The organism is Micrococcus flavus (assembly GCF_014204815.1).
In the GTDB taxonomy this organism is placed as follows: Bacteria; Actinomycetota; Actinomycetes; order Actinomycetales; family Micrococcaceae; genus Micrococcus; species Micrococcus flavus.
Window position 1 is genome coordinate 270,102 of sequence record NZ_JACHMC010000001.1, and the last position, 14,519, is coordinate 284,620.

At 75.9% G+C, this 14,519-nt stretch carries 11 protein-coding genes and 1 riboswitch; of the genes, 5 read left to right on the forward strand and 6 right to left on the reverse strand.

The features are described 5' to 3' along the window. Nucleotides 1–4 precede the first annotated feature (4 nt). The 3 genes from BJ976_RS01345 to BJ976_RS01355 are packed head-to-tail and all read right to left on the reverse strand — an operon-like array spanning nucleotide 5 to nucleotide 3,623. The gene (locus BJ976_RS01345) at nucleotides 5–778 is read right to left on the reverse strand and encodes an ABC transporter ATP-binding protein (RefSeq protein WP_135029263.1); all 774 of its coding nucleotides are present in this window, start codon (nucleotides 776–778) and stop codon (nucleotides 5–7) included. Beyond that, a complete protein-coding gene (locus BJ976_RS01350; RefSeq protein ID WP_135029261.1) occupies nucleotides 778–2,499 on the reverse strand; it encodes an ABC transporter permease in 1,722 nt (573 codons plus the stop codon). The genes BJ976_RS01345 and BJ976_RS01350 overlap by 1 nt, the downstream gene beginning before the upstream one ends. Beyond that, nucleotides 2,499–3,623, reverse strand: coding sequence for a thiamine ABC transporter substrate-binding protein (locus BJ976_RS01355; RefSeq protein ID WP_135029259.1), 1,125 nt, complete (start codon nucleotides 3,621–3,623; stop codon nucleotides 2,499–2,501). Before BJ976_RS01355 ends, BJ976_RS01350 begins: the two co-directional genes overlap by 1 nt. Nucleotides 3,624–3,702: 79 nt before the next feature. Beyond that, nucleotides 3,703–3,808, reverse strand: a riboswitch (TPP riboswitch). 47 nt (nucleotides 3,809–3,855) lie between these two features. Here BJ976_RS01355 and BJ976_RS01360 point away from each other — a divergent pair. Next, nucleotides 3,856–5,250 (forward strand): AI-2E family transporter, encoded by a 1,395-nt coding sequence (locus BJ976_RS01360; protein ID WP_229667274.1) that lies wholly within the window; start codon nucleotides 3,856–3,858, stop codon nucleotides 5,248–5,250. Here the strand turns inward: BJ976_RS01360 and BJ976_RS01365 are convergent. Continuing rightward, a complete protein-coding gene (locus BJ976_RS01365; RefSeq protein WP_135029257.1) occupies nucleotides 5,189–6,244 on the reverse strand; it encodes an agmatine deiminase family protein in 1,056 nt (351 codons plus the stop codon). The genes BJ976_RS01360 and BJ976_RS01365 overlap by 62 nt on opposite strands. A 144-nt stretch (nucleotides 6,245–6,388) precedes the next feature. Here BJ976_RS01365 and BJ976_RS01370 point away from each other — a divergent pair, with 144 nt between their 5' ends. The 4 genes from BJ976_RS01370 to BJ976_RS01385 all read left to right on the forward strand — a co-directional run bounded on the left by BJ976_RS01370 (nucleotide 6,389) and on the right by BJ976_RS01385 (nucleotide 13,400). Beyond that, nucleotides 6,389–10,162 (forward strand): bifunctional proline dehydrogenase/L-glutamate gamma-semialdehyde dehydrogenase, encoded by a 3,774-nt coding sequence (locus BJ976_RS01370; RefSeq protein WP_135029255.1) that lies wholly within the window; start codon nucleotides 6,389–6,391, stop codon nucleotides 10,160–10,162. A gap of 93 nt (nucleotides 10,163–10,255) precedes the next feature. Continuing rightward, a complete protein-coding gene (locus BJ976_RS01375) occupies nucleotides 10,256–10,834 on the forward strand; it encodes an acyl-CoA thioesterase (RefSeq protein ID WP_135029253.1) in 579 nt (192 codons plus the stop codon). A gap of 32 nt (nucleotides 10,835–10,866) precedes the next feature. Continuing rightward, nucleotides 10,867–12,144 carry an MFS transporter gene (locus BJ976_RS01380; RefSeq protein WP_229667276.1) on the forward strand — a complete coding sequence of 426 codons (1,278 nt, stop codon included), beginning with the start codon at nucleotides 10,867–10,869 and terminating at the stop codon, nucleotides 12,142–12,144. After that, on the forward strand, nucleotides 12,141–13,400 hold the full coding sequence (locus tag BJ976_RS01385; protein WP_135029251.1) for an MFS transporter: 1,260 nt from the start codon (nucleotides 12,141–12,143) through the stop codon (nucleotides 13,398–13,400). Before BJ976_RS01380 ends, BJ976_RS01385 begins: the two co-directional genes overlap by 4 nt. A gap of 131 nt (nucleotides 13,401–13,531) precedes the next feature. On the opposite strand, the gene BJ976_RS01390 is transcribed toward BJ976_RS01385, so the two are convergent. Both BJ976_RS01390 and BJ976_RS01395 read right to left on the reverse strand, forming a co-directional pair. Beyond that, complete coding sequence (locus BJ976_RS01390) at nucleotides 13,532–13,735, reverse strand: cold-shock protein (RefSeq protein WP_135029249.1); 204 nt, start codon at nucleotides 13,733–13,735, stop codon at nucleotides 13,532–13,534. Between the two features lie 246 nt (nucleotides 13,736–13,981). Next, nucleotides 13,982–14,509 carry a flavin reductase family protein gene (locus BJ976_RS01395; protein WP_135029248.1) on the reverse strand — a complete coding sequence of 176 codons (528 nt, stop codon included), beginning with the start codon at nucleotides 14,507–14,509 and terminating at the stop codon, nucleotides 13,982–13,984. Nucleotides 14,510–14,519 lie beyond the last annotated feature (10 nt).

The window sequence follows — 14,519 nt, forward strand, 5'->3', positions numbered from 1 at the left end:
CAGGCTACCCGGCCCCGCCTGCCGCTTCAGCTGGGGCGTCCGGGCCGGCGATCCCGTGGAGTACGCCGCCCTCGCCCATCCGCACGGTCCGGTCCGCCATGACGGCGGCCTCGTCGGCGTCGTGGGTGACCACGACGGCGCTCGTCCCCTCCGCCCGCAGCGCCGCCCGGATCTGGCGGGCCAGGCGGGCGCGCAGGTCGGCGTCGAGGGCGGAGAGGGGCTCGTCCAGCAGGAGCACGCGCGGGGCGGGGGCGAGCGAGCGGGCCAGGGCCACGCGCTGGGCCTGGCCGCCGGAGAGCGTCCGCACGGGGCGGCCCGCGAGCTCCGTCAGGCCCACAAGCTCCAGCAGCTCGGCCACGCGCGCGCGGCGGCGGACCCGGTCCCACCCGGCGGCCTCGAGCCCGTAGGCCACGTTGCGGGCCACCGTGCGGTGCGGGAACAGCTGCCCGTCCTGGAACACGAGTCCCACGCCGCGGCGGTGGACGGGCACGGGCCGGCCCCCCGCGGCGCCGGACACCTCCGTGCCGTCGATCTCCGCCGTCCCGGCCACCACGTCCTCCAGCCCCGCGATCCCGCGCAGCACGGTGGACTTGCCCGAGCCGGAGGCGCCCACGAGCGCCACGATCTCGCCCGGGGCCACGTCCAGGTCCGCACGGGTCACGGGCACCGAGCCGTCCGGGTAGGCCACGGCGACCCCGCGCAGGCGCAAGGCGGCGCCGGGGCGGGGCGCGTCGTCGTCGTGGTGGGCGGTGCGGTGCCCCGGGGTGGTCGGCTCCATCAGATCCCTCCCGATCCGGCCTCGCGCGGGCGCAGCCGCTCACAGGCCAGCATGACGCCGGCGCTGAGCACGGCCAGCACCGTGGCGGCGGCCAGCGCCATGCCGTAGTTGTCCGCGCCGGGCCGGCCCAGCAGGCGCGCGATGAGCACGGGCAGCGTGGGCCGGTCCGCGGCGGCCAGGAAGCTCGTGGCGCCGAACTCCCCGAGGGACACGGCGAACGCGAACCCGGCCGCCAGGCCCACCCCGCGCAGCAGGAACGGCCCGTCCACCGTGGCCAGCACGCGCGCCGGACCCGCGCCGAGGGTGCGGGCGGCCTCCCGCAGGCGCGGGTCCACCGCGGCGAGCACGGGCACGAGCGCGCGCACCGCCAGCGGCACGGCCACCACGGCCTGGGCGATCGGCACGAGCGCCCCGGAGGCCGCGAGCTCGGGGGCCTGCACGCGCAGGGACACCACGAACCCGAAGCCCACCGTCACCGCGGACACGCCCAGCGGCAGCAGCAGCGCCCCGTCCAGGGCGCGCTGGACGGCGCGGGCCGCGCGCGAGCGGAACGGGCGGGTGAGCAGCAGGGCCAGGGGCACGGACACGAGGAGCGTGACCACGGTGGCGTCCAGGGCCGTGCGCGCGGACTGCTCCAGGGCCTCGAGCGGGGTGACGCCGCCGGCGAACCCGGTGCCCGGGCTCGTGGCCAGCAGCGTGTAGTTGCGCAGCCCCCAGCCCTCCGGGGACCGGAAGGAGCGGATCACGAGCGCCGCCAGTGGGGCGAGGACCAGCGCGCCGGTGAGCGCGGTGGCGGCCGCCGGGAGCGCATCGGTGCGGGTCAGGGGCCGCAGCGGGGCGGTGCCGAGCCGCAGCGCCCGGCGCGCGCGGGCCGCCGTCACCCCGGACAGCGCCACCGCCGCCAGCACCACGGCCAGCTGGAGGATGGAGAACACGGCGGCGGTGCGCAGGTCCAGGTACACCGCGGTCTGCACCCAGATCTCGGACTCGAGCGTGCCGTACCCGGGCCGGCCGAGGGTCTGCACGATCCCGAACGCCGACGCGCAGAACAGGAACACCAGCGCCGCCGCGCCCGCGAGCGCCGGCCCCAGCTGCGGCAGGGTGACGGTCAGGAAGGCCCGGGTGGGCGAGGCGCCCAGCGTCCGGGCGGCCTCCGCCTGGCGGGGGTCCAGCGCGGCCCACAGGGCGCCCACCTGGCGGACCACCACGGAGACGTTGAAGAACACCATGGCCAGCACGACGGCGGCGGTGGTCTGGTCCAGCCCCGTCCAGCCGAAGGGTCCACCCGGGGCGAGCAGGGCCCGGAACGCCACGCCCACCACCACGGTGGGCAGCACGAAGGGGACGAGCACCACGGCCCGCAGCAGCGTCCGGCCGGGGAAGGCGCGGCGGTGCAGCACGAACGCGGCGGGCAGGCCGAGCGCCACGGAGGCCGCGGTGCCGGCGGCGGCCATCCCGAGGGTCTGGCCGAGGATCCGCCACGTCCGCTCCCGACCCAGGACCTCCGCGAACGCGCTCAGGTCCAGCGCGCCCGTGGGGTCCCCGGCGACGTCCACGCCCGCCACCCCGCGCCACAGCATCGCGGCCACGGGCCACGCGAAGAACACCAGCAGGAACGCCACGGGCACGACGCCGGCCGCCAGCCATCCGGCGCCCGCGCCGGTCCCGGCGGGGCGTCGGCGGGGCGGGCGGGCCGGCGTCGTGAGGGCGGCGAGGGGCATCAGGAGCCCTGGACCTCCTCGGCGAGGGCGGTCCACTCCTTCAGGAGGTCCTCGCGGCGCTCGTCGAACGCCGCCGGGTCCGGGGTGATGGGGTCCTCGACCAGCGGGGCGTTCTGCTCCCACTCGGCGGGCAGGGCGACCGCGTCGTCCACGGGGTACATGTACATGTTCTCCGGGATCGCGGCCTGCACGTCCTCGGTGAGCATGAACTCCACGAACGCCTGCGCGCCCTCGGGGTTCTTCGCCCCGGCCAGGACGCCGGCGTACTCCACCTGCGGGGTGCAGGAGTCCTCGAGGACCGCCGTCTCCGGGGCGAACGCGGGGGAGGAGGAGTAGGACAGCACGATCGGGAACTCGCCCTTCCCCTCGCCGCCGGAGAAGTCCACGGCGTAGGCGTCCGACCAGGACGCGTCCACCTTCGCCCCGCCCTCGAGCAGGTCCCGCCACCAGCCCTGCCAGCCGTCCTCGCCGTACTCGGCGGTGGTGGCGGCCAGCAGCGCCAGGCCGGGGGAGGAGGTGACGGGGGAGGTCACGGCGGTGAGCTCCGCGTACTGCGGCTCGCGCAGCTGGTCGAGGTCCGTGGGCTCGGCCACGCCGTTCTCCTCGAACCAGGCCGGATCCGTGTTGAAGCAGACCTGACCGCGGTCCACGGGGGTCATCGCGTCCCCCACCACGAGCTCCTGCGCCGAGGCCGGCAGGTCCGCGGGGGTGAAGGGGGCCACGGCCTCCTGGCCCACGAGGCGGTGCGCGGAGTGGTCCTCCACGCCGTACACGCCGTCCGCCACGGGGGCGTCCTTCGAGAGGAGCACCTGGTTCACGACGGCGCCGGCGTCCCCCGGCGCGGTGGTCACCAGGGTGTAGCCGGACTCCTGCTCGAAGCGGGCGATCAGATCGTCGGGGAGGGCGAACGAGTCGTGGGTGAGGATCGTGACGGTGCCCTTGTCCTGGGCGGGGGCGGACGAGCCGGAGCCGGAGCCGGACGCGGCGCCCGCCGCGGGCGACGAGCCCGCGCCGCCGGACGGGGCGGAGCCGCCGGACGGGGCGGAGACGGAGCAGCCGGTGAGGGCGAGCGCGGCCAGGGACAGCGCGGCGAGGCCGGCGCGGATGCGGACGGGACGGGACATGCGGTTTCCTCCTGCGATGCGGGAGGGGCCGGGGTGTCTCCGCGGCGGCGGCGCCGGGGCGCCACCGGCTCGGGGCCCCCGGGAGGAGGTCTCGACTTCCTTCGCCGGTGCTAGCCGGAGCAGGTTCGAGGGTCTGCGGCGGACCGCACTCTCAGCGCCGTGGCGGCGCTCCCCTGTCGATGTGTGTGCTGGGAGCCTATCGCGTCCCGGGCCGGGCCGTAGACTCCTGCGCGTGAGCGCCTCCGCATCCTCCGCCGACGCCGGTCCCTCCTCCTCCGGGGGCGTCTCCGCCCCCGTCTCCGACTGGGACATCCGCCGGCCCCACCGCATGTGGCCGCGCATGCTGGTCATCGTGCTGACCCTGGCCGGCCTCGTGGTGGTGGTGCAGTTCGTCCAGGGGATCTCCCAGATCGTCGCGCCCGTGTTTCTGGGCCTGAACCTCGTGATCGTCGCGTACCCGCTGCAGTCGTGGCTGATCCGCCGCGGCGTGCACCCCGTGCTCGGCGCCGCCGCCACGGTGCTGCTGGTGTGCTCGGTGCTGGCCGTCGTCGTCGGGATGCTGCTGTGGTCAGCGCTGGAGCTGATCACCGCGCTGCCGGAGTACGCGGCCCAGTTCGAGCGGATCGTGCAGGACGTGGTCGCCTGGCTGGGGACCATGGGCGTCACCCCGGACATGGTCAACTCGCGCCTGGCGCAGATCGACCTGCAGGCCGTCTCCGGGGCCGCGGTCACCGCCCTCACCACGATCGCCACCAACATCTACGCCGTGGTGGGCCTGCTGGCCACCGTGATCATGGGCATGTTCTTCCTCGCCATGGACTCCATGGCCGTGGAGCGCCGCGTGGACCTGCTCAACACCGCCCGCCACGAGCTCGGCCGCGCGCTGCGGGACTTCGCGCACGGCGTGCGCCGGTACTGGATCGTCACCACCGTCTTCGGCCTGATCGTCGCGGTCCTGGACGTGGTGGCGCTCATGGCCATCGGCGTGCCCATGGTGCTCGTGTGGGGGGTCCTGAGCTTCCTGACCAACTACATCCCGAACATCGGCTTCGTGATCGGCCTGATCCCCCCGGCCCTGCTGGGGCTCATGGAGGGCGGCTGGGGCGCATTCCTGGGGGTGGTGGTCAGCTACTCCGTGCTGAACTTCGTGCTCCAGTCCATCATCCAGCCGAAGGTCGCCGGGGACGCGGTGGGCGTGGTCCCCACCGTCAGCTTCCTGTCCCTGCTGTTCTGGGCGTGGGTGCTGGGCCCGCTCGGGGCCATCCTCGCCCTGCCCTGCACGCTGCTGGTGAAGGCGGTCCTGATCGACGCCGACCCCGGCTCCCGGTGGGTCAACTCGCTGATCGCCTCGGACCTGAAGGGCATGGAGATCCGCCAGTCCTCCCTGCTGGCGCTGCTGCGCCGCCCGAAGGACGTGGTGGGATCCCACGCCGCCGGCGAGGACGCCGACGCCGGCTCCGTGTCCCTGGACACCGCCGCACAGGAGCGCGTGCGCCTGGCCGCCCGGGAGGCCGAGCGGGAGGGCGGTCCGTCCTCGCCGCTGATGTCCCCCCGTGTGGACGGGGTCAGGCCGCCGGAGCCGGAGCGGGGGACGCCGGGCGCGGCTGGGACAGCAGCAGGTCGCTGAACGCGCCGAGCAGGCGCAGCACGGGCGGCTGGGGGAACGGCACCTGCTCCAGTCCCGGGTGCAGGCGGGCGGCCTCGGCCGCGGCGCGGGCGTCCGTCTCCGGGTCCGCAAAGGCCGGGCGCAGCACGTGGGCGGCGCCCAGCCGCACCGTGTCCAGCAGCGAGCGCGGCCCGGTGCCCTCGGGCGCGGCGCCGGGCTCGGGCACGGCCGGGGGCACCGTGTGCACCTGCAGCGTGCGGCCGCGGGCGTCGTGAGCGCCGGTGAGCACGTGCACGGCGGCCGCCCCCGGCGCGTGGTCCGGGTGCAGCCGGCCGGACTGCCAGTTCACCGAGACCGCGCCCGGGGCCGTGAACCGCACCCACGGGTGCAGATGGGCCAGCCCGCCGTGGGGCCCGGCCTCGCGATGGGCCGCCGCCGGCAGCCACAGGACGCGCTCGATCCCCAGCAGGTCCGCGAGGGCCTCCTCCACCTGGTCCCGCCCCCAGCCGTCGTTGAGGACCGGGTCCAAGAGCAGGGTGGAGGCGACCGCCGTCCCCTCCCCGTCCGCGGCCCACGTGGCCGGCGGCGCGGCCAGCAGCGGGGTGTGGAGGGGCAGGCCCGCGGCGCGGGCGACGACGGCGCCGGCCTCGGCGTCGCGGCCCTCCGGGCCGCCCTGGGTGGGGGAGGGCAGGCGCCAGTGGACGGCCTCCACCGCGTCCCCCACGGACACGAACGTGGGGCCGGTCCGCCCGAGCAGCGGTGTGCGCACACGGGCGGGCACCCGCTCGGCGGCGCGGGGCAGCAGGCGGGCCGCGCCCCGGTCCTCGGGGTCCACCAGGACGGCCACCTCGCCGACCGCCGACGCGGACTCGGCCAGCCCGGCGACGGCGTCCCGCGCCTCGTCCAGCGCGCCCGGCACGGGGTGCGCCATGGGCAGCGCGAGCCAGATCCGCTCCGGCTCGGCCCAGGGGGCGGCGGCGTGCGGACGGGGCCGGGCGGTGCCGGGCTCGGGCATGGCGGGGATGTCCTGTCGGTGGGGCGGATGCGGGGCGTGGGGACCTCCACTCTAGGGCTCCGGGACCGCCGACCGGCGGGCAGTCCACCGCCTCCGCACGGCCGCAGATTGGGCTCGGACGGCGTCAGGCGGCACAGTGGGGGAATGACCCAGCCGCTTTCCGCCCAGGACCACCAGGACCTCGACCGTCTGCTCGCCGCCACCGGCGGCGTGCCCGACCCCGCGCCCGTCCAGGATCTCGCTGACGAGGCCGTGGCCCAGGTGCGGACGTGGCTGCGCGAGGCGCGCGGTCACAAGGCCGACTTCGCGGCGACCCAGCTCGCCGCCGCCCTCAAGGAGCCCGGCGGCCTCGACTTCATCGTGCGCTTCGTGGACCACGTGGTCCGCCCGGAGGACCCGGCGATCGCCGCGCGCGCCCTGCGCGAGCTCGCCCGGCAGTCCCCGCAGTTCCTGCCCGCCGCGCTGAAGGTCGTCTTCGGCGTCGGGGGCCGCATCTCCCCGCTGGTCCCGAAGGTCGCGGTGCCCACCGCGCGTCGGGTGCTGCGGGAGATGGTCTCCCACCTGATCGTGGACGCCCGTCCGCAGCAGCTCGGCACGGCGATCGAGCGGCTGCGGGACGAGCGCACCCACCTGAACATCAACCTGCTCGGCGAGGCGATCCTCGGCCAGGGCGAGGCCGACCGCCGCCTCGAGGGCATCGCCGACCTGATCCGCCGGGACGACGTGGACTACGTGTCCGTGAAGGTCTCCGCCGCCACCGCCCCGCATGCCGCGTACGCGTTCGACGAGGCCGTCGAGGAGGTCACCGAGCGTCTCCTCCCGCTGTACCGGCTGGCGAGGCTGAAGCGCACCTTCATCAACCTGGACATGGAGGAGTACCACGACCTCGACCTCACCCTGAACGTGTTCATCGCGCTGCTGGACCGCGAGGAGCTGCGGGACTACAGCGGCGGCATCGTGCTCCAGGCGTACCTGCCGGACGCGCTCGCGGCCATGGTGCGCCTGCAGGAGTGGGCGGCCCGCCGCGTGGCCGCCGGCGGCGCCCCCGTGAAGGTGCGCGTAGTCAAGGGCGCCAACCTGCCCATGGAGCGGATGCAGTCCTCCCTCATGGGCTGGCCGCTGGCCACCGTCGGCTCCAAGCAGGAGGCGGACACCAACTACAAGCGCGTGCTGAACTACGCCCTCACTCCCGAGCACGTGGCGAACGTGCGCGTGGGCGTGGCGGGGCACAACCTGTTCGACGTCGCCCTCGCCCTGGGCGTGGTGCGCCGCCGCGGACTGTCCCTCGAGCAGCCCGCCGGGCGTGCCGAGGCCGGCGGCACCCCGCCCGAGGTCGAGTTCGAGATGCTCCTGGGCATGGCCACCGGCCAGGCCGAGGCCGTGAAGAAGGACGTCGGCTCGCTGCTGCTCTACACCCCCGTGGTGCGCCCCGAGGAGTTCGACGTGGCCATCTCGTACCTGGTGCGCCGCCTCGAGGAGGGCGCCTCGCACGAGAACTTCATGTCCGCCGTGTTCGACCTCGACGAGGACCCGGACCTGTTCGATCGCGAGGAGGCCCGCTTCCGGGCGTCACTGGCCGGGCTGGACGCCGCGGTGCCCACCCCCTCGCGCACCCAGGACCGCTCCGCGGGGGCGGACGGTGACACCCCCGCGCCCGTGGACGGGTTCGCCAACACCCCGGACACGGACCCGGCCCTGCCGGGCAACCGCGCGTGGGCCCGCCGCATCCTCGACGCCGTGCCGGGCTCCACGCTCGGCGAGGAGACGGTGGCGGCGCACCGGATCGCCACCGCCGAGCAGGCCCACGCCGCTGCGGACGCCGCCGAGCGCGCCGGCGCCGCATGGGGCCGTCTGAGCGGCGAGGAGCGCGCGGACGCCCTCGACGCCGTCGGCCGGGCCCTGCACGCCGAGCGCGGCCGCCTCCTGGAGGTCGCCGCCGCCGAGACGGGCAAGACCCTCGACCAGGGCGACCCCGAGGTCTCCGAGGCCGTGGACTTCGCCCACTACTACGCGCGCCTGGCCCGCGGCCTGGACCACGTGGAGGGCGCTCGCGCCGTGCCGGTGCGCCTGACCCTGGTGATCCCGCCGTGGAACTTCCCCGTGGCCATCCCCGTGGGCGGCGTGCTCGCCGCGCTCGGCGCCGGATCCCCGGTGGTGTTCAAGCCCGCCCCGCAGTCCGAGCGCACCGGCGCCGTCGTGTGGGAGCTGATCGTGCGCGGGCTGCGCGACTCCGGCCTGTTCGAGGCGGGGGCCGCGCTCGCGGACGTGGACCCCGAGGGCCTCGTGCGCCTGGTGACCCTGCGCTCCGAGGACGAGGAGGCCGCCGGCACCGCCCTGGTGACCCACCCGTCCGTGGACCGGCTGATCCTCACCGGCGCGCACGACACGGCGCGCCTGTTCAAGGGCATGCGGCCGGACCTGCACCTGCTGGCGGAGACCTCCGGCAAGAACGCGCTGATCGTCACCCCCTCGGCGGACCTGGACCTGGCCACGAAGGACGTGGTGGCCTCCGCGTTCGGCCACGCGGGCCAGAAGTGCTCGGCGTCGTCGCTCGTGGTGCTCGTGGGCTCGGTGGCCACCTCGGAGCGGTTCCGCCGGCAGCTGCTGGATGCCGCGGCCTCGCTGCACGTGGCGTGGCCGGAGGACGCCCGCGCGCAGATGGGGCCCGTGATCGAGGAGCCCGGGGACAAGCTGCGCCGCGGCCTCACCGAGCTCGGCCCCGGTGAGAGCTGGGCGCTGGAGCCGAAGCAGCTGGACGAGACCGGACGCCTGTGGAGCCCCGGCATCCGCGAGGGCGTCCGGCCCGGCGCGGACGCGCACCTCACCGAGTACTTCGGCCCCGTGCTGGCCGTCATGACGGCGGACACCCTGGACGAGGCCGTGGAGATCGTCAACGCCGTGGACTACGGCCTGACCTCCGGTCTGCACTCCCTGGACCCCGACGAGATCGGCCGCTGGCTGGAGACCGTCCACGCGGGCAACCTCTACGTCAACCGTGGGATCACCGGCGCGATCGTCCGGCGCCAGCCGTTCGGCGGCTGGAAGCGCTCCGTGGTGGGCCCCACCACCAAGGCCGGCGGACCGCACTACCTGCACGGGCTCGTGGACTGGGAGGACCGCCCCACCTGGATCACCAGCCCCGAGTCCTCCTCGCACGAGGTCGTGGACGGCCAGGCCGGCGGCGTGGACCCCTCGTGGCTGCGGACCGCCCAGAAGCTGGACGAGCGGGCCTTCTCCACCGTGTTCGGCCCGGACACGGACATCTCCGCCCTCGAGGCGGAGCGCAACGTGCTGCGCCACCGGCCGACCCCGGTCCTGGTCCGCTGGGACTCCGGCCCGGCCGAGCACCTGCTGCGCGTGGTCTCGGCGGGCCTGCGCGCCGGGGCGCGCCTGACGGTGTCCCTGTCCCCGGACGCCGCCGGGGGGCCCGCCGCGCAGACCGCCGGCGCCCCGGAGGCCGCCCACGCGGGGGAGACGCCGCTGTCCCCGGCGGCGGTCCGCGGCCAGGTCGAGGAGCTGCGGCGCACCGTCCAGGGCGGCGGCCCCGCCGACGCCGGCCCCGCCGACGCCGGCCCGGCCGGGCCGCGCCGCCGGGCGCGCCTCGACGTCGTGGTGGAGGACGCGGAGCACTTCCACGCCAGGGCCCGCCAGCTGGCGGCCGTGGCCCCGAGCGCGCCGGAGGGCGGCGACGCCCGCGTTCGCCTCATCAGCGACTGGGCCGGGGACCCGGAGGGCGCCCGCGCGGCGCTCCTCGCCCTGCACCAGGCCGTCGCCGGGACACCGGACCTGGCCGTGTACTCCGGGCCCGTGGTCTCCGCCGGCGAGGTGGAGCTGCTGCCGTTCCTCCACGAGCAGGCCGTCTCCATCACCGCACACCGGTTCGGCACCCCGGACCACCTCACCGAGGGCGTGCTCTGACGCCGCCGGGCGGGCCCGCCCGCCGGATCGGCCCCTGACCGGAGACCGGCGCGGACGGTGGTGTCCGCGCCGGTCGCGTGCCAGGGTGGGGCCATGCACCTGCTGCCCCGTACCCTGCTGGTCCTCTCGCGCGCCCGACGCCGCCCCCGCCTGGGGATCTGGGACCCTGCCTCCCTGCCCCTGCGCGCCCTGCCCACGGACGTGGACTTCGCCGGGCACGTGAACAACGGCCAGTACTTCGGGCTGTTCGACCTCGGCCGGTTCGACCTCATGGTCCGCACCGGGCTGTGGGACGCGTGCCGTGAGCGCGGCTGGCTGCCCGTGGTGCAGTCCGAGCAGATCGCGTTCCGCCGGTCCGTGACCCTCGGCACCGCGTTCTCCGTGGAGACCCGGCTCCTCGGCCTGGACGAGCGGGCCATGTGGATCGAGCACCGCGCCGTGGTGGACGGGGACGTGGCCGTGCGCGCGATCGTCTGCGGGCGTCTGCGTGCGAAGGACGGCACACCCGTGACCAACGACGACCTCCGAGCCCTCTGCGTCGACCTCGGGCATGACATGTCGGTGGAGCCCGAGCTGCCCGCGTGGCTGCACGAGTGGCGGGAGCGGATCGCCCTGCCGTCCGCGCGCACCCCGATGCCGCACGTGTGGGAGGAGCCGGCCGCACGCACCTGAGCGACGCGGGGCGGAGGTCTACCCTGGTCCCCGTGACACCCCCCGCCTCCCCCTCCGTCCGGCCGGCCCCGGCGGGGGAGCCCCGCGCCCCCGGCACCGCCCTGCTGCTGGTGCTCCTGGCCGCCATGGGCGTGGGCCCCCTCTTCAACTACGGCGTCTCGATGTCCTCCACCGTGGTGATCGACCGGCTCGGGGTGACCTCGGGCCAGCTGGGCACCGTGCTGACGGTGGTGTTCGCCTCGGCCGCCATGACCTCCGTGGGGCTGGGCCGGGCGGCGGACCGCCTGTCCTCCCGGGTGCAGATGAGCATCATCTTCGGCGGCTCGGCCGCGGCCCTGACGGTGGGCGCCGTCGCCTCCACGTTGGGGGCCCTGTACGCGGCGGCCGTCCTGGCCGGCGTGACGCAGGCGATCTCCAACCCCACCACCAACCGGATCATCCGCACGGCCGTCCCGGCGGACCGGCGCATCGGGTGGATTGGCGTGAAGCAGTCCGGCGTGCAGGTGTCCCAGCTGGTGGCCGGCCTGTTCTTCCCGGCGGCGGCGCTCGCCCTGGGCTGGACGGCCGCCTCCCTGGCCGCCGCCGGCCTCGCGGCGGTCCTGTGGGCGGCGGCGGTGGCCGCGGCGCCCCCGCTGCCCGGCTCGTCCGGCGCCCGCGCGGCCGCCCGGGACGCCGCTGCCCGGGGCGGCGTGGACCGCGCCGGGTCGACGCGTGCCCCGCTGCCGCCCACGGTCTGGTTCTTCGCTGCGATCGCGTTCCTCACCGGCCTGGGCATGCAGGCCACCAACACCTACCTGCCGCTGTTCGCGGTGGAGTCCCTGGGCCTGTCCCTCGTGGCCGGCGGCGCGGCCGCCGCGGCCTCCGGGGTGATCGGCGTGTTCTCCCGCATCTGGTGGGGCCGCCGGATGAGCGCCGGGCACCGGCCCACCACGCTGCTGGCGGGGATCGCCGTGGGCGCCCTGGCCGGCGTCGGGGTGTTCCTGGCCGCCGACCTGGCCCACGTGCCGGCGCTGCTGTGGGCGGGCGCCGCGGTGCACGGGCTCACCGTGCTGGGCGCCAACGTGGTCATCAACGCGGGCCTGATGGACGCCGTCCCGGCGGAGCACCTGGGCCGGGCCACGGGGGTGAACGCCATGGGCATGTACGCCGGCTTCGCGTGCGGGCCGCTGGTCATGGGCCTGCTGCGGGACGCCACCGGCGACTTCCGCCTGGGCTTCGCGGCGGTGGGGGCGGGGTACGCGCTCGCCCTCGTGGCGGTGCTCCTGCTGCGCCGGCACACGGACCGCGCCGCGGCCGGGTCCACGGGATGAGCGCGGGCGGCACCAGCGGAGACGGAGCGGCGTCCCCGGCGGGCCCCCGGGGTCTGGCGTGGCTGTGGGCGCTGGTGGCCGGCGCCGTGCTCACGCAGACCGCCCTCAACCTGGCCCGCCCGGTCACCAGCTACCATCTGCTGGCCCTCGGCGCCTCGGATGTGGCGGTGGGCCTGGCCACCGCGGCCTACGCGCTGCTGCCGCTGCTGGGCGCCCTGTGGCTGGGGCGGGTGACGGACCGGGCGCCGTCGGCCGTGCCCGTGGTGGCGGCCGGGGCGCTCGTGTTGGCCGCCGGCGGGGCCGGGCTGGCCCTGGCCCGAAACGTGGCCGGCGTGGTGGCGGCCTCGGCGGTGCTGGGCCTGGGGCACCTGGCGTTCACGATCGCGGGCCAGGCCGCGATCGCCCGCCGTGCCGCCGCCGCCCGCCTCGACGCCGGGTTCGGCTGGTTCACGGCCGCCTACTCGGTGGGCCAGATGCTCGGCCCGCTGCTGGGCGGCCGGCTCGTGGCCGGTGGCGGGGGCGCCGCGCCCGAGGTCACGGCCGCCGCCCTGTGGTGGTCCGTCGGGATCGCCGCCGCGGGCGTCGTGCCCGTCCTGATCACCCCGCAGGCCCGGCGTCGTCCCCCGAGGCCCTCCGCGAACGACGCCGGTCCGGCGGTGTCCCGCGCCGGGACCCCGCGCGCCGGGGCGATCCTGGCGCGGCCGGGGGTGCGCTCGGCCATGGGCGCCTCCCTGGCCCTGCTGGTCGTCCTGGACATCCTCACCGCGTTCCTGCCGCTCGTCGGCGAGCGGCACGGCGTAGGTGCCGGCTGGGTGGGCGTGCTCCTGGCCCTCCGCGGGGCGGGCTCGCTGGTGTCGCGCGCGCTGCTGCCGGTGGTGCGGCGACGGTTCAGCCGCGAGCTGCTGCTGCGGATCGCGCTGCTGGTGTCCGCTGCGGCCCTCGCCGTGGTGCCCTCGGCCGTGGCGAGGCCGGGGCTGCTGCCGCTCGCCGGGGCGGCCATGGTGGTCGGCGGGCTCACGCTGGGCCTGGGGCAGCCGCTGACCATGTCCCTCATCAGCGATGCGGTGCCGCGGTCCTGGCGGTCCACCGCGCTGGCCGTGCGCCTCATGGGCAACCGGCTGGGGCAGGTGGTCCTGCCGGCCGCCGCGGGCCTGGTCGCCGCCCCGCTCGGCCCGGGTGCCGCGGTGTGGTGCGCGTGCGGGGTGCTCGCGGTCTCGGGCGTCGAGCGCGTGGTGCGGGACCGGCGTCGTCCCTGAGGCGTGCCGCGCGGACATGCTGCGGCCCGGGTGCGTCCCCGGGGACGACGACGGCCCCCGACGCTCCGTGGGGAGCGGCGGGGGCCGTCGGGGATCCGGGGGAGTGCCCCGGGACGATCAGAGGAAGCTGATCAGATCTTGGTGACGTCCGCGGCCTGCAGGCCCTTGGGGCCCTGCTGGGTCTCGAACTCCACGCGGTCGTTCTCCTGGAGCTCCTTGAAGCCCGAGCCGGTGATGGCGGAGAAGTGCACGAAGACGTCAGCGGAGCCGTCCTCCGGGGCGATGAAGCCGAAGCCCTTCTCAGCGTTGAACCACTTGACGGTACCGACAGCCATGATGGTGTCCTTTCGATGTGCCCTCGTCAGAGCGAGAGCGGTGGGGACCACTGACGGGGTGTCAGCGGATGAAGCGGCAAGACTGAACCGCTTGCCCCACACCCATCGGGACCGGGAACCGGACCTGACAAGCACGGAAGTGCGATGTACAGCTAGATCAACTTCAGGCTCCATCATGGCACAGTCTGAGACGCTCGAAGACCACGGGTCGTCATTTCATCCGTTGTTCACGTGCCGCGGCCGCGGTCAGAGCCCTCGCAGGCCGTGGAAGAGGTTCCGGTGGAGCGTGGCCGGCGGGAAGTCGTCCGTGTGGTCGGCGAACCCGGTGACCTCGAGGAGCACCACGGTGTGGTCGCCCGCGGGGACCTCCGCGTGGAGACGGGTCTCGAGCCACAGGGAGGAGCCCTCCAGCAGCGGGGCGCCCGCGGGGGAGGCGTGGACGTCCACGCCGGCGAATCGGTCGCCGTCGCGGGAGGCGAGCTGCCGGCACAGGTGGGCCTGGTCCTCGGCCAGCAGGGAGATGCCGATGGTCTCCGCGCGGCGCAGACGCGGCCATGTGCGGGACGTGTTCTGCGCGGAGAAGGAGACGAGGGCGGGCTCCCACGAGATGCCGACGCCGAAGGAGGAGGACACCATCACCTCCGGGTGCCCGTCCACGTGGCCGCTCACGGCCACGACGCCCGTGGGGAAGACGGCGAGGCCGGAGCGCAGGGAGTCCTTGGAGACGTCGGTGTTCCACACGGCGCCGGGGATGCGGGTCAGGGTGGCGGTCATGGCGAAGTCC

Bases quoted from the DNA above. Each gene is read 5' to 3' on its own strand.
- BJ976_RS01345 (WP_135029263.1), bottom strand. From the start codon at position 778: ATGGAGCCGACCACCCCGGGGCACCGCACCGCCCACCACGACGACGAC.
- BJ976_RS01350 (WP_135029261.1), bottom strand. From the start codon at position 2,499: ATGCCCCTCGCCGCCCTCACGACGCCGGCCCGCCCGCCCCGCCGACGC.
- BJ976_RS01355 (WP_135029259.1), bottom strand. From the start codon at position 3,623: ATGTCCCGTCCCGTCCGCATCCGCGCCGGCCTCGCCGCGCTGTCCCTG.
- BJ976_RS01365 (WP_135029257.1), bottom strand. From the start codon at position 6,244: ATGCCCGAGCCCGGCACCGCCCGGCCCCGTCCGCACGCCGCCGCCCCC.
- BJ976_RS01370 (WP_135029255.1), top strand. From the start codon at position 6,389: ATGACCCAGCCGCTTTCCGCCCAGGACCACCAGGACCTCGACCGTCTG.
- BJ976_RS01375 (WP_135029253.1), top strand. From the start codon at position 10,256: ATGCACCTGCTGCCCCGTACCCTGCTGGTCCTCTCGCGCGCCCGACGC.
- BJ976_RS01385 (WP_135029251.1), top strand. From the start codon at position 12,141: ATGAGCGCGGGCGGCACCAGCGGAGACGGAGCGGCGTCCCCGGCGGGC.
- BJ976_RS01390 (WP_135029249.1), bottom strand. From the start codon at position 13,735: ATGGCTGTCGGTACCGTCAAGTGGTTCAACGCTGAGAAGGGCTTCGGC.
- BJ976_RS01395 (WP_135029248.1), bottom strand. From the start codon at position 14,509: ATGACCGCCACCCTGACCCGCATCCCCGGCGCCGTGTGGAACACCGAC.